Below are 22,385 nucleotides of genomic sequence, written 5' to 3'. Positions count from 1 at the left end.
CGGGTGAGCTCAACGGTGAGGCACGACCCGGCGGGAGAAGCCTTAGAAATATGGCTTGGCGAGGAACGGGAGGTCAGCGAGGACAGTCAGCCCCGCCAGATCCTTCACCACCACGTCGCGGTGCCCTCGCCGAATGACCCCCTCCGCGGCCAGTTCGCGCAGCGCCTTCTGCGTCGTGATCTCCTTGGCGCCCACCAGCATGCCCAGCTCGGCTCTCGTGAGCGGGACGCCGATGCTCACGCCATCATCCGTGGTACGGCCGTGCCGCGAGATCAACGCGATCAGCACGCGTGCCAGGCAGACCTTCGTCTCGTATCCGGCGAAGTCGAGGCGTCGCTGATTGGCCCAACGCAGCCGGGCGGCTATGACCTGCGTCAGCGCCAGTGCCGCGGCGGGACGCCGAGCCACGAAAGAGCGGAACACCGGGCCCTTGACCTGCTGGCAGACCGCGCGCCCGCAGGTGGTCACGGTCGCCGACCGTGGCGACCCGTCCATGGCGGCCATATCGCCCACAATGTCGCCCGACACCCGGATGCCTAGGGTCGCCTCGACACCGTTCTCAACGCCCCCGGTGACTTTGACCAGCGCGTCCAACAAAACCCAGACCGATGTGCCGTGATCTCCTTGGCTGATCAGGATGTGTCCGGGCGGGAGCGCGCGCAAGGTCCCGAGCCCAAGGAGCTCCGAACGCAGCTCGTCCGTCAGACGGTGCATGAAGGTGCCGGTCGGCCATCGGTTGGGTGCCAAAGTCTCCTCCAGCAGGCGATGTCTCACACATATGCCAGCTGGATCGTCTCGGCAAGGGAGTCATACGTTTGCGGACGTTCGCCCCATCGGCGGGGTAACGACCAGTTGTAGGCGTACAGTCCGTTGTCATTGCCCCGTCGCCGACGTTCTGACGGATTGATACCGAACGCATGTCGGCCTCCCACTCAAATGCTCGCTTAAATGGCATTTGTCGGTGCTTGATAAGCGGAGGAGAGGGATCGTACTCGGCCACCCGATCTTTGCAATCAGCACGACGAACATCCCTAAATTTAGGGATGTCAAGCCTTTCGCGGAGCGTTTTATCGTGGAGTAACCGACCCGGCTCAAACCCTCCATAAGCCGGTGCGGCCCGCGAAAACTCCAACGAAAGGAGTAGGACAATGTCCAAAAAGTACGCGTCATGGCAACACGGATTCACGGCCGTGGCCGAGAACCCCGGCACCAGCGCACTGAGGCAGGGATTCGGCGTGACCTTCTCGCTCCCGGCGAACGGGGGCGACTGGATCCACCTAGCCATCCCCACCCCGGTCATCGTCGAAGACCGCCGGGCCACCCTGGACAGGGTGCTGATCCTGTTCCACGCCCGAGAGACCAGCGCGCTCCTCCGCGTGCACGTCTGGGACGGCCCGAACCGCATCCTGGCCAGGGACGACCTCAGAATCGAAGGCGATCACACGCACGCCCCGAGCGGGAACAACGTCTTTCCCGTGGGCCGTGACGGCATCAGCTGGGGGTGCGGGATCTCGATGTTCTTCACCGCCGGCCAGATCAACAGCCGGGTCTTCATCGCCGGTTTCGGCGGGGACTTCTCGCACAACATCTGACGGGACGACCGGCGCCCCTCCGGGAGTCATCCGCTGGGGTGGACCAGGTCGGGTTCCATGACCGCGCCGGGGGCGACGACGCGGACCACCGCGAAGTCGTCCTCGCTGCTCAGATCGAGCAGGAGGGGCTCGGCGCCGGTGACCTCGGCCACGGTGACCGCCAGCGACGCGAGCTCCTGGGCGATGTCGTCGGTGGAGTGGCGTCCGGCGGCGACCTCTTCCCAGGAGTGGAGGGCATCGGGCGGGGGCGGTGCCCCGGCCCCGCCGTCGCGTACGTGGCCGTAGACGGAGGGCAGGTCGTCCCTGGTGCCGGCGATGCTGGCCAGCCGGCTCTGCGCGGCCTCGGTCAACGCCCTGGAGAGCGCGACCTCGGGAGCTCCGTGGGCGCCCCAGCCGAGGCAGGTGACGGGAAAGTCCGGGCTCCAGATCCGGGCGCCGAAGCAGGGCACGCCGAAGCGGCTGGGCAGCCGGAAGACGGCCGTCCTGATCTGCGCGGAGCGCAGGCGGTCGAGCAGGTCGGCACACGCGTCGTCGCTGACGGAGGCCGGATCGACGTGGGTGCGCGCGCTCGTGCCCGGGCCGGCGCAGCCGATCGCGTCGCGCTCGGTGATCTCGTACAGCGCGTGCAGCGCGGCCTCCTCACGCGAGTTGCCCGAGGCCAGGCCGTTGCTGCCGGCGAGCAGCCCGAACGGGCTCCAGTCACGTTCGTCGGGGCCGGTGAGGCGAACCACGTCGAGGGGTACGGGCGCGGCACGCCCGCTGACCATCCCGACCCCGTCGATCCAGTCCAGCAGCGTGTGCTCGGTGACCACGCTGCCCGCCAGCATGGGCAGGTCGAGGAGGTCGTAGCCGAGGTCCAGGTCGCGGGCGGCCACGGAAGGGTGGACGGTCGCGGGAACGACGTGCTCGGCGTGCCAGAACTCGATGCTCTCCATCGCCGCCGAGACGTTCGCCGACGTCGTGGACCGGCCTTTGCCCTGGGCGACGCTCAGCGTCTTGGCCAGGGGCCGCACGGCCATGACGACCGGAATGCCGATCACGTCCAGCCCGGTCACGTCCGCCATCCTGGTGATGCCGAAACGCGCCAGCCGGGGTCTGATGATCTCCCAGGTCTGCTCGGGACGGCGAATGCGGTGCGTGCCCTCAAGGAACGTCTTGAGCGTCATCGTGCGGTCCCCCCGAGGTGGCTCCTGATGAAGAACGGGCGCAGCGCGCCCACGGCGGCATCGACCGACTCGAAGCCCCGGTCTCTGGCGGCGGCGAGCAGGGAGTCGCCGTCCACGTCCCACACCTCGCCCAGGTGTTCGCGGAGCATCGCGCCCTTCAGGCGTTCGATGTTCTGGCCTGGCCGCTCGGCCGCGAACCGGGCGTTGACCGCGTACGACTCGGCGACCGCCGTGCGCGCGTCCTGGTCGGCGGCCAGCTCGGCCGCGGCGGCCACGAGGTCGTGGGCCAGGCGGGGCGGCCGGTACGAGCGGACGAGCACGCGCCGGAGCCGCTCACCGGAGGGGAGGGTGCGCAGCTCGTCGCCGGTGAGCCAGTGACGCAGCCGCTCATCGCTCAGAGCGGCCATCCCGTGAGCCTCGGCCACGGCGAGCGCACCCGCCGATTCGCCCAGCGGACCGCCCCCGCCCGCCGATTCGCTCAGCCGACCGCCCGCGCCCGCCCACTCGGCGATGCGGGTCAGCGCGAACGAGCGCCAGCGGGCCGGAAAGCCGGGGTGGTAGATCTGCTGGTACCCGGCGACGGCCGCCTGCCCGACATGGTGGCCGTCCACGTCCACACCCGAGAAGGTCGCCTCCCAGTCGTAGAGGAAGCGGTTACGCCACCCGCCCGACGCCGCCCATGCGCCGGCCGGGACCGGCTCCGGCAGCCGCCGCAGCGTGTGCACCGCGTCCGCGGCCTTGATGTCGCGCTGTTCGGGATGCCGGTCGAGGAAGGCGGACAGGTCTCCTACCGCCCGCCAGGACCGTTCCGTGTAGTGCAGGGCGCGGGCGGTGCCGAGCATACGTTCCGCCCGCTCGGCGGTCAGCGCCCCCGCCGCGAGCGCGGCGTTCAGCGCGTAGCGGATGTTGACGAGCGGTTCGCTGAGCCGCGTGTACTCGGGCGGCTCCGTATGGGCCACGGCCACCTCGTCGTCGGAGGTGATGGCGCCGGAGCGGTACATCTCGTACACATGTCCGTGCCCGGTCATGCCGAAGGGGTGCAGCTCGGCGGCGCGCAACGCGCCCATGCTGGAACAGCCGGCCACCTGGGCGCCGGCGGCCAGCACGGACAGGATCTCCTTGTGCCGCAGGGCGGCGCTGTGGTGGTAGTAGCCGTCGATGACGACGGCGACGTCCCCCGCGCCGAGTCCGAGGCGCAGCAGGTCGCCGTGGGCGACAGGCGGATGCGTGCGCGCCGCCGGCGCCGCCGCGCGGACCTCTTTCTCCGGCAACGTCGGCCCGACGAAGACATGAATGGTCATGGCACCTCCAAAAGGCGAATCGTCATACTAGGCGGCCGATAAGCCTGGCCTCCAGCGGACGGCGAAATATGGGTGACACCACCCAGAAAGATGAGCCGCCGCGCCGGAAAATGGGTGCCGCGCACTCATGGCCGGCGCTCCCCGGGCTGACATATTCATTCCCGTCCACCTTTCGTCTGGGTGAATGGGGAGGTGAAAAACATGGCTATCGAAACCTTCGACGATGCCGAGTCGAACCCGGTGATCTGCATAGGTTGGTATAACCATTAATTCGCCGATCGAGGGCTCGCGAAGAGGGTCTGCGCCCTCGTCGGCCCCGATCCGGCGTATTCCTTTCCGTCCACCTGCCAGCAGGGGTGAATGGAGGTGAAAAGCATGACGATCGACATTTTCGAGGAGTCCGAGATGGACCCGGCGGTCTGCCTGGGCTTCTACAAGAGTTAGTTCGCTGATCGGGAGCCGGCGGGGATGGTCTGCGCCCCCTCGCCGGCTCTCGGCACCTGAGATCCGAGGTCGACCATGCACCGAATCGAGCCGCGCGCGGTTCACCACATTCGCGGCGAGAATTGTTACTGGGCCATAGGCACGAAGCGGGTGGCGCGGCTGCCCATGGACTGCGTCGACGAGCGCGGCGATCTCACCGACGAGGCCCGCGCCGCCGTCGAGGCGGCGAACCTGAGTCCAGCGCCGGACCCGGACCTGTTCCACATCACCGCCGTGATCACCACGCAGTGCAACCTGGCCTGCTCCTACTGCTTCCAGAACACCGAGCTGCCCGGCCCCGATCATGTCGGGGCGCCGGCCCGGATCCCGCAACTCTGGCTCAACGAGGAGCGGATCCCGCGCATCCTGGCGTTCACCCGGGAGCGCATGCGGCGGCGCGGGGCCACCAAGCTCGAGATCATGTTGTTCGGCGGCGAGCCGACTCTCCGCGTCGGTGTCTGCGAACGCCTCCTCGACAACGCTCGCGAGCTCGGCCTGGTGAAGGCCGCGATGATAACCAACGGCACGCTCATGAAGCCCGCGGCCGTCGCCCGGCTGGCCAGAGCGGGCCTTCGCTCGGCCCAGATCACCTTCGACGGCGACCTGCCGGTCCACGACCAGATCAGGGTCACCCACAACGGACGCGGCAGCTTCGACCGCATCGTCGGCAACCTGGCCGCCTCCCAGGACACGGAGATCGCCTGGGGACTGCGCGTCAACCTGACCGGCCAGTCCATCGACGGCACCCGCTCGCTGCTCGACCGGCTGGCCACCCGGCTCGACCCGGCCAGGTTCGCGATCTATTTCGCCCCGGTCAACGACGGCGGCATCGGGTTCGCGGACACGCTGCAGGCTTCGCGCGAGCTCGGCCGGCGTGTGGGCGAGCTCTCCCTGCACGCCATGGACCTAGGGTTCACGCTGCCGCTGCCGAGCGCGTCCTCCTGCCTGGCCTGCGGCGAGGTGGGCGGCGAGACCGGCGCGGTGATCAATGCCGACGGCACGCTCTTCAGTTGCTGGGAGTCGGTCGGCCAGGACGGCTACCAGGTCGGCACCGTCGATGACGGCTACCTGGCCGACGAGGTGATCGACCCGCGCTGGGTGTCCTGCGGATACTCGGCGGAGCAGCGGCCCGACGGCTCCTTCGCCGACACCGTGAACGCGATGGTGCTCGACCGGATGCACGCGGCAGGACTGCTGGGCGGGGTGCGGCGATGAAGAACCGCCTGCCCACGGGCTTCCGGCGGCTGGCGGCGGCCAGAGTGCTCTCCGTGACGGGTGACATGATGTTGCCCGTCGCGGTCTCTTTCGCCGTTCTGTCCACCATGGGGGGCGGAGCCGCGGAGGTCGGGGTGGTGCTGGGGGCCGAGTTCCTCGGCCTGCTGGTGTTCCTGCTGTTCGGGGGCGTGCTGGCCGACCGGCTGCCGCCCGGCACGACCCTGGTCGCCGCCGACCTCGTCCGCGCGGCGATCCAGCTCGTCGTGGCGCTGCTGCTGGTGACGGGCGAGATGACGGTCCCCGTGCTGGCCGGCCTGCTTCTGGTACGCGGCGCCGCGTCGGCGTTCTTCTCACCTGCCTTCGGGCCGCTGCTGTTGCGGACCGTGGGCGCCGAGCGCATCCAGGAGGCCAGCGGGCGCCTCGGCGGCGTGATCGCCACCGCCGTCGTGGCCGGTCCGCTGATGGCGGGGGCGCTGGTGGCCTGGCTCGGTCCGGCGGGCGCGATCGCGGTGGACGGGCTCAGCTTCGTGGTCAGCGCGCTGCTGATCCTGGGGCTGCGGCGTACGAGCGAGAAGGGGATCCGCGCGGCGCGGGGGCCGTCGACCGTGCGGGAGTTGCGGGACGGCGCCCGCGAGGTGTTGTCACGACCGTGGTTGTGGGGCTCGATCGCGGTCGCCGCCGCGGTCGAGTTCCTCGCGTCGGGGCCGTGGTCGGCGGTGGTGCCCGTGGTGGCCGAGCTGCGGTACGGCGGGGTGGTGGCCTACTCGTGGATGATGGCCGCGCTGGGCGTGGGCGCCATCGTGGGCAGCGCGGTCGTGGCCAGGCTGCCGGTCCGCCGGCATGTCATGTCGGCCAACCTGCTGCTGGTCCCGATGGGGCTGGCCGGGCTGGCGCTGGCGTTGCACGCCGAGCTCTGGGTGGTGCTGGCGGCGTTCACCGTGTGCGGCGTCAGCCAGGCGATGTCGGGGGCGCTGTGGGAGACGGCGCTCAGTCTGGGGGTGCCCACGTCCTCGCTCGGCCGGGTGAACTCGTGGGACGCCCTGGGCTCGTTCGCCTGCCGTCCGGCCGGCCAGTCCGCCGGCGGGCTGCTCGCCGCGCGGGCCGGCCCCGATCTGGTGCTCTGGATATCGACCGCGGTCATGGTCGTGGCCCCGCTGTGTCTCGTGGCCAGCCCGCGCGCCCGGCAGCGTACCGACGACTTGAGACCCGCCGAGGAGACAGCGTGCGAATTGTCCTGATCAACATGCCGTGGGCGCCGGTGGACGTGCCGTCACTGGCTCTCGGAATCCTCACCACATGTGCCCGCGGCCGGTTCCCGGACGCGGACGTGCGGGTCGTCAACGCCAACCTCGACTATGTGAACTGGCTGGTCGAGCGGGGCGAGTTCACGCTGCCGGACTACCAGTTCTACGCGCAGGACAGCTATTTCCTGGGCTGCGGCGACTGGGTCTTCTCCTCCGCCCTGTACGACGACCCCGGCTGGCGCGAGGCCGAGTTCACCGAAAGCATGCGCCCGATCATCCCGCAGGAGCGGATCGAGGCCAGCATGCGCCTGCACCGCTCCGCCCCCGACTTCATCGAGCACCTGGCGCGGCAGGTGGCGGAGCTGGATCCCGACGTCGTCGGCCTCACCTCCACCTTCCAGCAGAACAGCGCAGGACTGGCCCTGGCCAGGCGGTTGAAGAGCCTCGCGCCCCGCGCCACGACCGTGTTCGGCGGCGCGAACTGCGACGGGCCGCAGGGCGCCGCGCTGCACCGCAACTTCCCGTTCGTCGACTACGTGGTACGCGGCGAGGGCGAGGTCGCCTTCGCCGACCTGCTGACGCTCCTGCGGGAGGGCGGAGACCCCCGGGACATCGCGGGGTTGTGCTGGCGTGCTCCCGGCGGCGACCCGGTGGCCAACGAGATGAGCGCGACGCCGCTGCCGCCCGCGGCCATCATGAGCCCGGACTACGATGATTTCTTCCGGCAGTTCCCCGCCTCGCGCGCCTACGGCTGGACCGAGCCCAAGCTCGTGGTCGAAAGCTCACGGGGCTGCTGGTGGGGGCAGAAGCACCACTGCACGTTCTGCGGTCTCAACGGCTCGCTCATGACCTTCCGCAGCAAGAACCCGTCCACCTTCCTCGACGAGATCCTCGCGCTGGCCCGGCGGCACCGCGTGCTCGACATGATCGTGGTGGACAACATCATGGACATGGCGTACGTGACGTCGTTGCTGCCGCGCATCGTCGAGGCCGACGTGGACATCCGGCTGCACTACGAGATCAAGTCGAACATGCGCGCCGAACAGCTCGACATGCTCAGAGCCGCCGGGGTGATCCGCGTGCAACCGGGCATCGAGAACCTCAGCACCCGGGTGCTCAAACTCATGGACAAGGGCGTCACCGGCTGCCAGAACGTGCGCATGTTGCGCGACGCGCAGACCAGCGGGCTCACCGTGGCGTGGAACTATCTGCACGGCTTCCCCGGCGAGCGGACGGAGGACTACCTCGGGGCGCTCGCCCAGATGTCCGCGCTGCATCACCTCGGACCGCCCGACGGGGTCGGCCCCGTGGTGCTCGAACGGTTCAGCCCGTACTTCAACGACCCGGGACTCGGCTTCGCGACCCGATCGCCCGCCGAGCAGTACCGGGTCACGTACGCCCTGCCGGACGCGGAGCTGGCGGACTTCGCCTACCTCTTCGACACCCCCGAGCAGGGCATCGGCGAGGACGTGGCCGAGCGGTTGCGCGCGGCGGTGCGCCGCTGGCGCGAGGCGTACCCGGCCAGCCGGCTCACCTGCGACGACCTGGGTGACGCGATCGTCCTGGTCAGCGAGCGCGCGGGCTTCGACTGGACGGTCATGCGCCTGAGCGACGAGGTGGAGATCGCCGCGTTCCGCCTGCTGGAGCAGCCCCGCCGCGTCCCCGCGCTCGCCGCCAGGCTCCGCGTGCCGCAGGCGCGGGTCATCGAGCTGGTCCGCGCGTGGCTGGCGCTCGGAATCCTGTTCACCGAAGACGACCAGTACGTCCACCTTGCTCCCCGTTCTGCCAACCAGAGTCTCCTGCACACCGTTTAGGACCGCGATGAAGATGACGCTGCGCCTGTGGCGCGACTACGACGAGCGGGCTCGCCGCCTGCCTGGCATGGACCTGGGCCACCGGCTGGTGGATCCGGCACAGGAGGAGCTCGCCCGTGATCTCTACCAGCAGGGCGTCCGCCGGGTGGAGGTGGCCGAGCCCGTGGACGCCCGTCACGGGCTGGCGGCGCTCGCGCTGGTCAGGGAGCTGACCAGCTACGCCGTGGTCGTCGACTGGGAGCCGGGCCAGGGGATCCCGCTGGAGGGGCTCGGCCACCTGGCCCCGCCCAGGAGGCTCGACGACGCCGACCGGCTGTCGGCCTGGCGGCGCGGCTTCTCGCTCGGACGGTACGTCTACCGGCACGGACCCGGCTTCGTCCAGGTACGGGACTGGCGCTCGGGCCGGTTGCGCAGGCTCACCATCGACGACCCGGCGTACCTGGCGGCGATCCCCGCCCTGTTGCGGGGCACGATCGTGGACGCCGTCGCCACGCCGATGCTCCAGGCGCTGGCAACGGGCGGCCTCGTCGCCATCGCGGGCGGGCAGGCGATCTGGTTGCCCTACCGGGTCCGCCGATGGACGTTCGGCTCAGAGGCCGCGTGAGCTGAGCAGGAAATACTCGCCCAGCTCCGTCCGGTTGGCCAGGCCCGTCTTGTCGAGGAGGTTGCCCACATGGCGCTCGACCGTACGCGGCGACAGGTGCAGCCGGGCCGCGATGTCCCGGTTGCCGCACGCGCGCGCCAGCAGCTCCAGGACCTCGTACTCGCGTGCGGTGACCCCGGCGTTCCGCAGCCGCTGCGGCACCCGCCCCGAGCCCAGCCGCCGCTGGCGGATCGGCAGGCCGATGCGCCGCTGCAGCTCGCGGCAGCGGCGCGCCAGGACGGGCACGCCGGTCTGGAAGAAGAAGTCCTCCGCCTGGCGCAGCCAGTGCGCCGGCTCTCCCCACCCGGCCACGTGGGCCTCCGGCGCGACCAGCCGCAACCCCAGGTGCCTGGCCACCGGGTACGGCCCGCCCGCCTCCGCCGCCTCGGCCATCGCCAGCGCCGCCTCATCCGGCCGGCCCGCCCGGCCCAGGCGCACGGCCCGCGCCAGGGCGGCGAAGTGCCGGTTCCACCGGACGTTCGCGCCGCCTTCATCGAGGCCCTCGTCCTGACCGTCCTGGAGTGCGTCGAGAAGCAGCGCCAGGCCGTACTTGCCGCTCAGGACCGCGAGCGGCTCGACCGTCTCGCCGATCGTCGCGAGCACCGACCGCGCGGCGGGCACGTCGTCTTCGAGCAGTGCGCAGAACGCCCGCCCGAGGCCCACGGCGAGAGCCGGCTCCGGGCCTTCGACGGAGCCCAGCAGCTCCTCCATCTCCCGCCGCCGCCCGCGGTGCGCCGCGTGCACGGCTCGCACGGCTCGCGTCTGCCCGGCCGCCTCTCGTGGCCAGAGGCCCGAGGCCCGGTCGAACTCGCCCCGCAACGTGGCGTCCAGGGCGAGCATCGTGTCGATGTCGTGGATCGAGCTCTCCGCGCCGGCCTTGACCGCCGCCTCGCGGGCCGGCCGCAGCGGAGCCGCGTCTCCCTCGCGCAGCCAGTCGGCCGTGGCCTGCTGGAGCCGCGCCGGTCCGCCGGTCGGTCCGGACAGGTTCAGGCAGCGCACGTGGCCGAGCCGCCGGGTCCGCTCCACGATGCGGACGGCCCGATCGGCGCACGAGCACAGGGTGCAGAGCATGAACGTGGGCTGGGCGGCGATCGTGTCGGCCAGGTATTCGGCCACGACGAGGGTGTCGATGTCTTCGTCGCAGAGGTCTTCGAGCACCAGCAGCGCGCCCCGCGCGCGGGAGGCGAGGGACAGCAGCCGCACCACCCCCTCGGCCAGTTCGATCAGCGAGCCGTCGTCGCCGCGGTCCTCCGCCCGCCAGTCCGGGATCAGCCGCCCGAGCACGCTCCGGTAGGGGCCGAGCTCGTCGGGCAGCGTCGTGGTGTCGCGGCTGAAGACGAGCAGCGCCTCGTGCAACGGCCTGAACCTGGAGGGCCCGCCGAGCTCGCTGGCCCGGCCGCGCAGCGTGATCATCCCCTCGGCGGCCGCCTCCGCGAGTGCCGCCTGGGCCAGCCGCGACCTGCCGCTGCCCGGCTCGCCCAGGACGAACACCGCACGCCCCCGTCCCTGGCGTGCGTCGGCCAGAGCCTCGGTCAGCAGGCCCCGAGCATGCTCCATCATCAGATCCCCCCGCGCCTTGACAAAGCGAACTCCGCGCATGGTAGGTCCGAGCGATATTGATCCGATTTAAGCCGCTATAAGGCAAGAAAAGCGGGGAGCTGGGGCCCGGAAGGGAATGTCACCACTCCCTGGCAACTCCGCGAATCGCCCTTTCCAGGCATCAGCCCATGATTAGGATGCTCTCCGGGCGGCGGCGAGAAAGATCACGCCCAGCCGCCGTTGACGTGGAGAGGGCTCGTGAGTAACAGCATGAATGAGGGGACGCCCCGCCCGGGAAGGCGCCGTCGCGCCGGCTCGTCCCCTTCGTCGCCCTCAGGTTCCCCCTCGGGGGCCGGGGAGCCGGGCCGGGGTCCGGCGCACCCGCCGCGTCGTCCGGAAGCCGCTTACGAGCAGACCGGCGCGATGGGCGCGCAGCCGTACGACGAGCCTTCGAGACGCGGTTCCCAGCCTCGGCAGGCCGGACGCACGGGGAGCGACCAGGACCAGCCCGTCGGTGACCCGCCCCGGCGCTCGCGCCGGAAGAGCGGTGGCGGACCCGCCGGACCCGCCGAGCCGCCGGGGCCGCCGGCCGCTCCGGCCGCTCCGGCCGGTAGGGGCGGCGGCCGGAGCGGCTGGCGCCGGTTCGTGCCGAGCTGGAAGGTCTTCGTGGCCTCGTTCGTGGTGCTCGCCGCCGGCCTCTTCGGCATGGTCATGGTCGCGTACGCCAACACGCCGGTGCCGAGCCCCGAGCAGGTCAAGTCCGACGCCCTCGCCCAGCAGAGCACCATCTACTACCGGGACGGCAAGACGGAGATCGGCAAGCTCGGCACGAAGCGCGAGATCCTCGGCGACATCTCGCAGACGTCCCAGAGCGTCAGGGACGCGGCCGTCGCCATCGAGAACAACACGTTCTACGAGGACTCCGGCATCTCCATCTCGGGCATGGCCCGATCGCTCTGGATGACCGCGAGCGGGCAGCAACTGCAGGGCGCCTCGACGATCACCCAGCAGATGGCCCGCGCCTACTACGACGGCCTCAGCCAGGAGGTCTCCGTCATGCGCAAGGTGAAGGAGATCTTCGTCGCGGTCAAGCTCGACGAGACGCTGACCAAGGACGAGATCCTGCTGAACTACCTGAACACCATCCCCTTCGGCCGCGCGAACGGTGTCGAGGCCGCCGCGAAGGCCTATTTCGGCCCCAAGGTCACCGCCGCCAAGCTGACCCCCGAACAGGGCGCCTACCTCGCCGCGCGCATCCAGCGCCCCAGTTGGGAGCCCGACGCGCCCGCGCTCAAGGCGCGCTTCCAGACCGTCATCCAGTACATGGCCGAACAGTGGCCCGACAGGTACGGCCGGCTCCCGCAGACCGCCAAGTTCCCCAAGATCCACACCGATGACAACAACGAACTCGGCGGCCTCAAGGGTTACATGGTGATGCAGACCCTGCAGGAGCTGAAGCTGCGCGGCCTGACTCCCGACGCGGTCAGGAGCGGCGGCTACCACATCACCTCGACGTTCGACAAGAAGCTCATGCGGGCCGCCAAGGCCGCGGTGGAGAGCACGAAGTCCGCCATGAGCAAGGAGTTCCACGCCGGCCTGGCCGCCGTGAACCCGAAGAACGGCCAGATCCTGGCGTTCTACGGTGGCAACGACTACGTCACCGACCCGTTCAACGAGCCCTTCGACGCCAAGAAGCAGGCGGCCTCCGCGTTCAAGCCGTACGTGCTGGCGGCCTGGCTGCAGGCGGGTTACTCGCTCAAGAGCTTCGTGCCGGGCAACGTGACGGTGCCGAAGGTGGTGCCCGGCCAGGCGCGAGGCGGCTTCCGGAACAGCCACAACGTCGGCACGGCGGTCGACGTGATCAAGGCCACCGCCCAGTCGGTCAACACGGCGTTCGTGTCGATGGCGTACAAGCTGCCGGGCCGGCTCGACGACGTGGAGAGGCTCGTGGAGGCGGCCGGGTTCGACCAGCAGCGGATGCAGGCTGACGTCAAGGAGCACAGCTACCAGTTCGCCATCGGCAGCGCCCTGGTGACCCCGGTCGAGCAGGCCGCCGGTTACGCGATCTTCGCCAACGCCGGCAAATACACCAAGTACCACGTGGTGAAGGAGGTCAAGCTGGGCAATCAGGTCGTCTACGGCGAGCAGCGAGCCACCAAGAGCGTCATCGACCCCGGTGTCGCCGCCGACGCGACCGCCGCCATGCAGGAGGTGCTGCGCAGCGGCACCGCGGCCGGCAAGGGCCTGGGAAGCAGGCCGGCGGCCGGCAAGACCGGCACCAACAACGACGAGAACGGCGCCTGGTTCGTCGGCTACACGCCGCAGATCTCGGCCGCGGTCGGGTTCTACCGCGAGCAGTGCCGGACGAAGAGCGGCAGGATCGTCCTGCCCCTGCACTCCAACTGCCCCGACACTCCCGGCGGCAAGCCGAGCACGAAGTACGGCCCGGACAACCGCTACAGCAGACCCTACGAGGTGTCCCTGGGCTTCGAGGGCGCCGGTCCGCCCACCCTCACCTGGCAGAAGTTCATGATGCTCGCCCACGAAGGGCTGCCGGTCGAGCAGTTCCCGAAGAAGGCCGAGCTCGGGCTGGCCGAGAACATCGTGCCGAGCCCGACGCCGACGCCGAAGCCGTCGCAGAGCCCGGACGACCCGTTCGGCGACGACAACCCCCTCGACCAGGGCTGCCTGAGCGAGCCGTGCGACGACAACACCACACCCGATGACGAGGTCACCATCGACGACCCGGGCGGCAACACCGGCCTTCCCCAGGACGGCAACGGCGACGTGGGGGCGGGCGGCCAGGTGCCCGTTCCAAGACCTTCGGGACGGTCGCCGAGGTGAAGCAGCAGTCGCCTTCGGCCGGCCGATGAGGGGCGACGGCTTCAGGCGGCTGCACGAATGGGGCCTTACGCCGGACGGGGAGTTCCGTCAGTCTCAGCCGGCCGGGGCGGCTGGTCGATGTGACTGCGGCAGACGAGGACGGGCCGCCAGGATCAGTCAGCGGGCAAGCCAGAGTTCACGTCACTCTTCACGGCGTGGCAAGGGGAGGAGGGGGGAGATTGCGTGGCCGGCTCGGCAGGCGGTAAAGGGTGTGCGCGCCGGACAACCACTCCTCGTCCATCGCCCGCCCGGTGATCCGCCCGACCGCGGTCAGAAAGGAGTCCGCGACTGTTTCGTCGGGGTGATCCGGGCCGAAGGGCAGACCGTCCAGGTGCGGAGTGAAGAACTTGCCCGGCGCTAGCGGAGCCCCCTCCAGGGCGCCGACCCAGTCGAGAACCTGGCCATTCTCCAGATAGACCAGGTCGTCCACTCCCTCGATCTCGAGCCAGCCGACATACAGGAGCCGTCCGCCGTTCTCCGTCAACGCCTTTCGCGTCTTGGGAGAGCCGCAGACGCTGCCGCTGATCTGAATGATCTGCGTCCAGCCGGGCGCCTGCGGGCCCAGCCAGATGACATTGTCGCCAGGGGCGGCCGGGAAACGTTCGAGAGCGTCGTCCAGGGTGCAGATGGCAGCCGAATCCTGGTCGGCGTTCAGGCGCTTGACGATGTCCTCCCCGTCGAGCCCCGAGACCCAGATGCCGATGAAGTGGTCATCGAATCCACGAGACCTCAACAGGTCGCCGGCGGTGTTCATTACGGCCGTCCCTTACTTGCTCGATCGTACGGTTTCGTGCGGACGCGTTGCAGCAGGTGCTGCGACCGATCAGGCCCGTAACCGGCGGAGTTGAAGGCTCCCTTTTGCGTGCCGGCCATGGGATATTCGTCGCAGGCTTCACCGTTCGCTACGTAGTCCGGTTCCATGAAATTAGTAGGCTGCGCATCGTGCAGCGGCTGGCGCGCGGCGAGGCCCGCGCGGTGGACCTGACCACGCAGCTCGGGCTGGCCCGGTCCACGGTGTCGAAGCACCTGGCCTGCCTGCGCGACTGCGGGCTGATCGACTACCGCGCCGAAGGCCGCCAGTCGTTCTACTCCCTGACCCGGCCCGAGCTGATGGACCTGCTCAGCGCCGCCGAGCACCTGCTCGCCGCCACCGGCCACGCCGTGACGTTGTGCCCGGCCCACGGCGCCCGGCCGGCCGGAATCATCGCCGGCGGTTGGCTGCCTGCGTGAGCGGGCCTGCATCGCGGTCTTCTCGTCCACACTGAGCGCTACCGAGCCCGGTGGGCGATGGAGGTAGAGAGCGCAGACCTCGGCGGCTTTCGCGTAGAAGCCGGGGTCCTCGGGCCGGGTGAGCCATCCGCGTACCAGGTGCGGTTTGAGGTCCAGGCCGGCGAGGATGCGTCCGACCTGGGAGGCCGAGATGCCGGTGCTGGCCAGGTGATCAGCGATGGCGCGATGGGTCCATTGGCTGTCGACGGCGGGGCGTGCCGAGGTCACCGTGGCCACAATGGCCGGATGCACTTCGGGACCGTTGCGGCGCGGGCGCCCCGGCCGGGGACGGTCCTCCAGAGCTGCGAGTCCTTCGGCGGTGAACCGCTTACGCCAGCGGCGCACGGTGTCCAGGTGCAGTCGGAGCATGCGGGCGATGACGGCGTTCGCGGTGCCATGTGCGCAGGCCAGGGCGACATGCGCTCGCTGCACCCGCCGCAGCGGCGCTGTTCGCGAGCTCGCGAGCTCGTAACAACGCGAGCTGGTCACTGTTCCAGAGCACCGCGAACGGACTGGACGACGTCATCCCCCACCTTCCCGAGCTTCTTGATCACCACGGAGGGGTAGCGTCGCTGACCTGAGCCGGAGCGGTCGATGCCGGGCCGGGCTGGCAGGGGGTGCCGGTGTCCATGGATGCGGAGGCGCCGGCGATGACCGAGTCGAGCCTGTCTCGGGTGTGCGTGAGATCGACGATGTGCTGGTCGATGTGACCGCGCTCCACAGCCAGGCGGTCGAGGAGTTCGGGTGTGGCCTTGCCGTCGATGACGCATGGCGTGAGCTCGGCGATGGTCTTGCTCGACAGGCCGGCGGTGAACAGCTCTCGGACCAGGAGAATCCGGGCGACCGCGGTTTCGGGGTAGTGGCGCTGGCCGGTGTTGCTGCGCTCGGCCGTGAGCAGGTTCTGCTCCTCGTAGTACCGCAGGGCCCGGGTGCTGACGCCTGTGCGGCGGGCGAGTTCCCCAATGCGCATTCCGAGCTCCATGTGATCTAAACCACAACGACTTGCCTTTGACGTCGACGTCAAGTTTTAGCGTAGCTGACATGACTCCGGGAGTTTCGCCCGATATGTCACGGATCAACGCCGGACGCATCCTCAACCTCAAGATCACCTGACCCGCCACCCGCACCACATCGGAAAGAAGCACGCACGTGACCACCCACCAGGCGACCGGCCTCACCGGCCCCGCTCCCACCCCGACCGTGACGGTCAAGCCGATCGTGCTGCCCGCCCCCCAGCGCGGCCAGGACCTGCACGTACGCGTTTCCGCACCGCTCACTGGCACACGCCTGCCGATCGTGCTCTTCGCACACGGATTCGGGTCCGACCTGGACGGCTACGCACCGCTGGTCGACCACTGGGCCTCTCATGGCTTCGTGGTGATCCAAGCCACGCATCTCGACTCCGAGCGGGTCGCCATCGCCGCGGACGACTCCCGCAGGCCCCACCTGTGGCGCTACCGCGTGCAGGACATGAAGCGCATCCTGGATGAGCTCAAGCCGCTGGAGGCATCCGTGCCCGGCCTGTCCGGCCGGGTCGACCACAGCCGCATCGTCGCGGCGGGCCACTCCTTCGGAGGCCAGACCGCGGGCATCCTGGTAGGTCTGCGCGTCACCGACCCCCAGACCGGCACCGCCGATGACCTGTCCGACTCCCGGGTCATGGCCAGCATCCAACTGGCCACGGCCGGCAAGGGCGGCGACGAACTGACCCCTTTCGCCCACGAGAACCTTCCCTGGCTCCGCGACCAGGACTTCTCTCACATCACCGCCCCCGGACTGGTGGTCGCCGGCGACAAGGACGATCTCCCGCTCACCACCCGAGGACCCGCCTGGACAAGCGACCCCTACACCCTCAGCCGCGGCAACAAGAGCCTGCTCACCGTCTACGGCGGCGAGCACTTCCTTGGCGGCATCTCCGGCTACCGGGCAGCAGAGACCACCGACGAGGACCCCAGCCGCGTCGCCCTCGTCCAGCAGGTCACCCTCGCCTACCTACGCCACATCACCGGCATCGACCACACCGACTGGCAGATGGCCCGGTCCGCCCTCGCCGAGGCCCACGCGCTGGGGCGGCTGGACAGCAAGTGACCCTCGGCGGTTGAAATAACACGCCTTCGGCCGCCCAGCGACCCCCCGTAGGATCAACGCGGGCCGGCACTAGTGAACGCGTGGGGTGAGGTCGTTGGCGCCCCAGCCGATGGGCGAGGGGTCGAGCACTCCGCGCCCGTTCGGCGGGCAGACGCGCGCGTGGCCACCGGAAAGCCGTTGCCCGTGGCGAAGGCGTAGAAGGCGCCGCCGACCTCGATGAAGCTCGGGTCGGCGAAGTCGCGGTCGAGACCGAGCGAGATCGAACTCGCCGTGGCGCCGGCCGGCCCACAGCGGCGCACGTGATCGTCATCAGCACGACGACGAGCATTCGCAGACCGGCTCGCAGGACGGATCTCATGGGCGGCCACACTAGTGAAGGCGCGGGGCGGGGCACATCAACCCGTCGTTGTATCTCGGGTAGACCAGGGTTGTACGTGCCCCTCGTGCGCAGCCGATGGGAACCGGCAGGGGTGACCGGACGCGGCGAAAGGGACGTGGCTGATATCCGTCCAGCGCGTGACATCTGGCGGTCAGAGCGGAGGCTGCGTGAGACGAGCTCGCAGCCCCATCACCTGCACAGGCCGGGGCGGGTCATCGGCGGACGCGATAGCGCAGGTGTGTGGCTTCCCGGCCCCGGATGACCCGGAGGGTCTCCAGCTCGACGTGCTCCGCCGCGAGATGTTCGAAGAGCCGGCGGCCCGCACCGAGCAGGACCGGGACCAGGTGGATCTGTATCTCGTCCAGAAGCCCCGCCCGTAGGCAACGAGAGGCGGTGCCTACGCCGTGGACCAGGACGTTCTTCTCGCCGGCCGCCTCCTTGGCCCGACGCACAGCCTCCTTGAGATCGCTCAGGTAAGTGACGGCGGGCCAGTGCGCGTATGCGGGGGCGGGCTGATGGCGGCTGAGGATGAAGATGGGCACGCCGTCGTGATGGTCGCCGCCCCAGCCTTCGGCCGGTTCGAAGGTCCCGCGGCCGGCGATCACCGCTCCGGTGGAGAGGAAGTCGTCAAGGACCTCGCGGTCGCCGTCGTCGAGCTGTTCGGCCTCAACGCCTCCGGACCAGTCGTGGAGACGCTCTCCGCCGTCCCCCAGCCCATTGCCTGGCCCTTCGTTGGGGCCGGCGACGTAGCCGTCGAGTGACATGGACATATACAGCACGGTCGAAGACATGACGGATGTTCTCCTTCATTCGACGTTGTCAAGTGCTGCCCGGCTCGGCGCGAGGGGCCAAGGCCACCCGAAGGAATAACGTCCAGATCCATGGATGCCGTTTTCGCCAGGCATGGCGACACTAATCGGATACGTAGTCAAAGCGATTGAGAATTCTTGCGCCAGAGCGCAATAATTTTGCATGCCCGAACCGGTGCCTCTCCGGCTGGACGACATCGACGCGCACCTGCTCGACCTGCTGCAGCACAATGCCGACCGCACCCTGTTCGACCTCGGCGAGCAGGTGGGGTTGTCGCCGAGTGCCGTCCAGCGGAGGATCGCCCGCTACCGCAGGGACGGGCTCATCACCCGGCAGGTCGCCGTCCTGGACCCGCATCGTCTCGGCTCCGCCGTGCTGGCCGTGGTCCTGGTGACCCTCGTCCAGGAGTCATTCGAGCACCACCACGCCTTCGCCGACCGCATGAGCTCCGACCCGCAGGTCCAGCAGTGTCACCGGGTCGCGGGACCGTGGGACTACGTGGTCGTCCTGACGGCCAGGAGCATGCGCGAATGCAGCCGGCTGGGGGATCGCCTGTTCAAGAGCGACGACAACATCAGGCGTTACGAGACCCTTCTGGTGTTCGACACCATCAAGGCCGACCTCACCTTCTCCCTGTCCGAACCGCGGCACGAGGGGTAGACGGCCCGGCGACCGTGACCCAGGCGGCGCATGGGGGAGTCTTCACCGGGTAGTCCGCACGTTATGTCCGCTTCGGAGAATTATCGGGGTTGGTTGCTGGCCGGCCGCTACCGGCTGCAGACCGAGCTCGGCCGGGGCGGCATGGGCAGAGTCTGGCGCGGCCACGACGAGCTGCTCGATCGCCCGGTCGCCGTCAAGGAGCTCACGCTGGACCAGCAGCCGCCGTGCGAACGTGCGGCGATGCTGCGCCGCACGATGAGCGAGGCCCGGCTGGCCGCCCGGTTGTCCCATCCCCACATCGCGGCCGTCTACGACGTGGTGGAGGCCGACGAGCGGCCGTGGATCGTGCTGCAGTTGGTCCGCGCCCCCACCCTCGCCGACGTGCTGGCCGCACGAGGACCCCTGCCGCCCGCCACCGTGGCCGGGATCGGCCTTCAGGTGCTGGAGGCGTTGCGGGTGGCACACGCCGCCGGCATCGTGCACCGCGACGTGAAGCCCGCCAACATCCTCATGGACGACGGCGGCCGGCACGCGGTGCTGACCGACTTCGGCCTGGCCACCAGCCTGGAGCAGCCGGCCGACCTGGGGTTCACCGAGACGGGGATCGTGGTCGGCACCCCGGCCTACATCGCCCCCGAACGCGGCCACGGCGCGGCCGCGATGGCCGCGAGCGATCTGTGGTCGCTGGGCGTCACGCTGTACGCCGCGGTCGAGGGTCGCTGCCCGTTCGGGCAGGGCAACGCCCTGGGCATCATCAGCGCCGTCCTCACCGCCGACCCGGCCCCCTTCGAACTCGCCGGCCCGCTGGCGCCCCTCATCACCGGCCTGCTGGCCAAGGACCCGGCCCGCCGCACCGGCATCGACGAGGCCCGGCGGCAGCTGCATCGCGTCGCCGTCCCGTCCATCGAGCAACTTCCGGTCACCGGCGCCATGGCGTCGGTGCCGAGCACACCCGCGCCGCCGCCCGATCCCGCCGGCCAAGCCTCCGGAACGAGCCGGCCCGCCGCCGATCCGGCCGGGCGCCGGTCGCCGCGCTCGATGGCCTCGAAGAGGTCCTTGGTGGCATGGCGGCTCGGGACCAGGTCCACGCGGCCCGCAGCGGCGGTGACCGTGTTGATCGCCGGTGCGCTGGCGGCCACCGCCTGGTCAGGCCAGTCCGCCGCCGAGCGGCCTCACGCCGACCCGCCTGCCACTACGGCCCCGGCCTCTCCCTCCGCGAGCCTGCAGGTAGAGCCCGTGTCCGTCGAACGCGGCACTTCGGCCACCCGGCACCAGGCCGACCGGCCCGCCCGCGGCCCGGCGGCGGCGGATTCCGTGCCGCCGGGTCCGGCGAAGAAGACCGCGGGCAAGGGCAAACACGGGCACAAGCTCCACCCGCCCGGCAAAGGCGGCGGCAAGGGGCACAAATGATCAGGTCGTAGCCGCATCGGCGACACGACGTACACCGCTGTTACTTGACGGCGCCGCCGGTGATCCCGGAGATGATCTTCCGCTGGGCGACGGCGAAGACGATCAGCAGCGGCAGGCTCATGAGGATGACGTAGGCGAAGATCAGGTGCCAGTTGTTGAGATAGAGGCCGGCGTTGGCGACCTGGAACAGGTTCAGCGGCAGGGTGTCGAGGCGGCCGCCGACGACGAAGAAGGCGTAGAAGACGTCGTTCCACACGTACAGGCAGATGAGGATGGTCGCGGTGGCCAGCACCGGCCGCAGCAGGGGCAGGATGACCGTGACGAACACCCGGACCGGACCCGCTCCGTCCATGCGGGCCGCCTCCTCGATCGACACCGGCACGGTGCGGACGAAGCCGGTGACGAAGAAGATGACGGTGGACATGTAGATGCCGGCGTAGACGCCGATCATGCCCACGGGGCTGCCTGCCAGGCCGAGCTGGCGCAGCAGGAGCACGATGGTGACGACGGCGGGCGGGAGCACGATCCCGCTGATGGCCAGCGCGTACAGCACGGCGTTGAGCCTGCTGGCCCGGCGGGCGAGGATCCAGGAGGCCATGGAGCCGACCGTGAGCACCAGCGCGACCGAGGGCACGACGATGAGCAGGCTGCCGAGGAAGGCCGAGGGGACCTCGCCCTGCTGCCAGACCTGAACGAGGTTCTCCCAGAGCTGCCAGCGCGACGGCAGGGACAGGTCCGGCGACAGCGCCTCGCTCTGCGACTTGGCGGCGGTGACGACGACCAGCCACAACGGCACGCCCATGACGGGCACGGCGAGCGCGACGACGGCGAAGGGACGTAGCCGGGCGGCGAGACCGCGGGGCCGGTGCAGCGGGGCGCGGCGGTGAGCGCGGGCGCCGAAGGCGGGGACGGTCACAGGATCTCCTCCCTCTTGCGCAGGATGTAGATGACGGGGACGGCCAGCAGGGCGACCACCACGAACAGCACCAGGCTCATGGCGGTGGCCTGGGCGAACAGTCCCTGGCCGAAGGTGCGGTAGATGAAGATGTTGAGGATCTCGGTGCTGCGGGCGGGTCCGCCGCCGGTGAGCGCCTGGACGATGTCGAAGCCGTTCATGGAGCCGAGCAGCGCGGTGGCGACGTTGAAGGTGATGGCGGGAGCCAGGAGGGGGAAGCGGACCGACCAGAACGCCTGCCGGCCGGTGGCGCCGTCGATGCGGGCGGCCTCGGTGACGTCCTGCGGGATGGTCTTGAGCCCGGCCAGGTAGATGAGCATGGACAAGCCCATCCACTTCCAGGCGTGGATGACCGCGGCCAGCGGGAGGGTCCAGGTGGTGCTGCCCAGCCAGGCGATGCTCACCGGCTCCCCGGTCAGGGCCGAAAGCAGGTCGTTGAGGCTGCCGTCCGGCTTGAGCAGGGCCTGGAAGACGTAGCCGACGGCCAGGGCGGACATCAGCACCGGGATGAGGAAGACCAGGCGGGCGGTGCGGTTCAGCCAGGTGTCCTTCTCCAGCAGGACGGCCAGGCCGAAGCCGAACAGGTTCTGCAGCAGCGCCACCAGCGCGGCGTAGATGACGGTGATGCGCAGGGCGCTGAACAGCGTGCCGTCCGACAGCAGGTAGCTGAGGTTGTCGAAGCCCACGGGCCGGATGCCGCTCTTGAAGCTGGACCAGTCGGTGAAGGCGTAGATGAAGTTGAACAGCGTCGGCAGGAAGAAGAACACGAACAGGATCGCGAAAGCCGGCGCGAGGAACCACATCGGGTGGGTGCGGTTGCGCCCGGCCGTCACGGGCGGGCGCCGCTTGGCCGGCGCTCGGCGTTCGTCGGACGGGCGGGTGAGCGTCTCCTGACCGGTCGGCACGAGCGGCTCCTTGATCGGTGGGATGGGGC

The 22,385-nt window shown here is 69.8% G+C and carries 19 protein-coding genes and 1 pseudogene; 10 read left to right on the top strand and 10 right to left on the bottom strand.

What is annotated here, in order from left to right; genetic code table 11:
- Positions 1-42: 42 nt before the first annotated feature.
- Positions 43-774 carry a Crp/Fnr family transcriptional regulator gene (locus tag ACWD0F_RS00855; RefSeq protein WP_449871425.1) on the bottom strand — a complete coding sequence of 244 codons (732 nt, stop codon included), beginning with the start codon at positions 772-774 and terminating at the stop codon, positions 43-45.
- A 374-nt stretch (positions 775-1,148) separates the two neighbouring features.
- On the opposite strand from ACWD0F_RS00855, the gene ACWD0F_RS00850 reads away from it, so the two are divergent.
- The gene (locus tag ACWD0F_RS00850) at positions 1,149-1,592 is read left to right on the top strand and encodes a DUF6623 family protein (RefSeq protein WP_449871423.1); all 444 of its coding nucleotides are present in this window, start codon (positions 1,149-1,151) and stop codon (positions 1,590-1,592) included.
- 26 nt (positions 1,593-1,618) lie between these two features.
- Here ACWD0F_RS00850 and ACWD0F_RS00845 read toward each other — a convergent pair whose 3' ends face one another.
- Both ACWD0F_RS00845 and ACWD0F_RS00840 read right to left on the bottom strand, forming a co-directional pair.
- Positions 1,619-2,758 (bottom strand): YcaO-like family protein, encoded by a 1,140-nt coding sequence (locus tag ACWD0F_RS00845; RefSeq protein WP_449871421.1) that lies wholly within the window; start codon positions 2,756-2,758, stop codon positions 1,619-1,621.
- Positions 2,755-4,059 carry a TfuA-like protein gene (locus tag ACWD0F_RS00840; protein ID WP_449871419.1) on the bottom strand — a complete coding sequence of 435 codons (1,305 nt, stop codon included), beginning with the start codon at positions 4,057-4,059 and terminating at the stop codon, positions 2,755-2,757. The genes ACWD0F_RS00845 and ACWD0F_RS00840 overlap by 4 nt, the downstream gene beginning before the upstream one ends.
- A 519-nt stretch (positions 4,060-4,578) precedes the next feature.
- Here ACWD0F_RS00840 and ACWD0F_RS00835 point away from each other — a divergent pair.
- The 4 genes from ACWD0F_RS00835 to ACWD0F_RS00820 are packed head-to-tail and all read left to right on the top strand — an operon-like array spanning position 4,579 to position 9,419.
- The gene (locus ACWD0F_RS00835; RefSeq protein WP_449871417.1) at positions 4,579-5,757 is read left to right on the top strand and encodes a radical SAM protein; all 1,179 of its coding nucleotides are present in this window, start codon (positions 4,579-4,581) and stop codon (positions 5,755-5,757) included.
- Positions 5,754-6,995: an MFS transporter gene (locus ACWD0F_RS00830; RefSeq protein ID WP_449871415.1), complete on the top strand. Its 1,242-nt coding sequence runs from the start codon at positions 5,754-5,756 to the stop codon at positions 6,993-6,995. The genes ACWD0F_RS00835 and ACWD0F_RS00830 overlap by 4 nt, the downstream gene beginning before the upstream one ends.
- Positions 6,980-8,815: a RiPP maturation radical SAM C-methyltransferase gene (locus ACWD0F_RS00825; protein ID WP_449871413.1), complete on the top strand. Its 1,836-nt coding sequence runs from the start codon at positions 6,980-6,982 to the stop codon at positions 8,813-8,815. Before ACWD0F_RS00830 ends, ACWD0F_RS00825 begins: the two co-directional genes overlap by 16 nt.
- Before the next feature lie 7 nt (positions 8,816-8,822).
- Complete coding sequence (locus ACWD0F_RS00820; protein ID WP_449871411.1) at positions 8,823-9,419, top strand: DUF5825 family protein; 597 nt, start codon at positions 8,823-8,825, stop codon at positions 9,417-9,419.
- Here ACWD0F_RS00820 and ACWD0F_RS00815 read toward each other — a convergent pair.
- Positions 9,405-11,018 carry an AAA family ATPase gene (locus ACWD0F_RS00815; RefSeq protein ID WP_449871409.1) on the bottom strand — a complete coding sequence of 538 codons (1,614 nt, stop codon included), beginning with the start codon at positions 11,016-11,018 and terminating at the stop codon, positions 9,405-9,407. The two genes, ACWD0F_RS00820 and ACWD0F_RS00815, sit on opposite strands and share 15 nt — an antisense overlap.
- A gap of 402 nt (positions 11,019-11,420) precedes the next feature.
- Between ACWD0F_RS00815 and ACWD0F_RS00810 the strand changes: the two genes are divergently transcribed.
- Positions 11,421-13,841 (top strand): transglycosylase domain-containing protein, encoded by a 2,421-nt coding sequence (locus ACWD0F_RS00810; protein WP_449871407.1) that lies wholly within the window; start codon positions 11,421-11,423, stop codon positions 13,839-13,841.
- A 187-nt stretch (positions 13,842-14,028) separates the two neighbouring features.
- Here the strand turns inward: ACWD0F_RS00810 and ACWD0F_RS00805 are convergent, their stop codons facing one another.
- Positions 14,029-14,634, bottom strand: a complete 606-nt coding sequence (locus ACWD0F_RS00805) for a hypothetical protein (protein WP_449871405.1) — start codon at positions 14,632-14,634, stop codon at positions 14,029-14,031.
- A 122-nt stretch (positions 14,635-14,756) separates the two neighbouring features.
- Here ACWD0F_RS00805 and ACWD0F_RS00800 point away from each other — a divergent pair, with 122 nt between their 5' ends.
- Entirely contained in the window at positions 14,757-15,110 is a 354-nt protein-coding gene (locus tag ACWD0F_RS00800; RefSeq protein ID WP_449872371.1) for an ArsR/SmtB family transcription factor, read from the top strand.
- A gap of 174 nt (positions 15,111-15,284) precedes the next feature.
- Here ACWD0F_RS00800 and ACWD0F_RS00795 read toward each other — a convergent pair.
- Both ACWD0F_RS00795 and ACWD0F_RS00790 read right to left on the bottom strand, forming a co-directional pair.
- Positions 15,285-15,581, bottom strand: a pseudogene (locus tag ACWD0F_RS00795) (helix-turn-helix domain-containing protein); the annotation flags it as partial.
- Positions 15,582-15,699: 118 nt separating this feature from the next.
- Positions 15,700-16,119, bottom strand: a complete 420-nt coding sequence (locus ACWD0F_RS00790; RefSeq protein WP_449871403.1) for a MerR family transcriptional regulator — start codon at positions 16,117-16,119, stop codon at positions 15,700-15,702.
- 179 nt (positions 16,120-16,298) lie between these two features.
- Here ACWD0F_RS00790 and ACWD0F_RS00785 point away from each other — a divergent pair, with 179 nt between their 5' ends.
- Positions 16,299-17,237, top strand: a complete 939-nt coding sequence (locus ACWD0F_RS00785; protein WP_449871401.1) for an alpha/beta hydrolase family protein — start codon at positions 16,299-16,301, stop codon at positions 17,235-17,237.
- 591 nt (positions 17,238-17,828) lie between these two features.
- Here the strand turns inward: ACWD0F_RS00785 and ACWD0F_RS00780 are convergent.
- Positions 17,829-18,407 (bottom strand): dihydrofolate reductase family protein, encoded by a 579-nt coding sequence (locus ACWD0F_RS00780; RefSeq protein ID WP_449871399.1) that lies wholly within the window; start codon positions 18,405-18,407, stop codon positions 17,829-17,831.
- A 181-nt stretch (positions 18,408-18,588) separates the two neighbouring features.
- Here ACWD0F_RS00780 and ACWD0F_RS00775 point away from each other — a divergent pair, with 181 nt between their 5' ends.
- Entirely contained in the window at positions 18,589-19,086 is a 498-nt protein-coding gene (locus ACWD0F_RS00775) for an Lrp/AsnC family transcriptional regulator (protein WP_449871397.1), read from the top strand.
- 63 nt (positions 19,087-19,149) lie between these two features.
- Positions 19,150-20,496 (top strand): protein kinase domain-containing protein, encoded by a 1,347-nt coding sequence (locus tag ACWD0F_RS00770; protein WP_449871395.1) that lies wholly within the window; start codon positions 19,150-19,152, stop codon positions 20,494-20,496.
- Positions 20,497-20,536: 40 nt separating this feature from the next.
- Here the strand turns inward: ACWD0F_RS00770 and ACWD0F_RS00765 are convergent, their stop codons facing one another.
- Positions 20,537-21,412: a carbohydrate ABC transporter permease gene (locus ACWD0F_RS00765; RefSeq protein WP_449871393.1), complete on the bottom strand. Its 876-nt coding sequence runs from the start codon at positions 21,410-21,412 to the stop codon at positions 20,537-20,539.
- Positions 21,409-22,356 (bottom strand): carbohydrate ABC transporter permease, encoded by a 948-nt coding sequence (locus ACWD0F_RS00760; protein WP_449871391.1) that lies wholly within the window; start codon positions 22,354-22,356, stop codon positions 21,409-21,411. The genes ACWD0F_RS00765 and ACWD0F_RS00760 overlap by 4 nt, the downstream gene beginning before the upstream one ends.
- Positions 22,357-22,385: the final 29 nt, after the last annotated feature.

It is taken from the genome of Nonomuraea sp. NPDC002799 (assembly GCF_053592075.1).
This window is presented reverse-complemented; position numbering and strand designations above follow the sequence as displayed.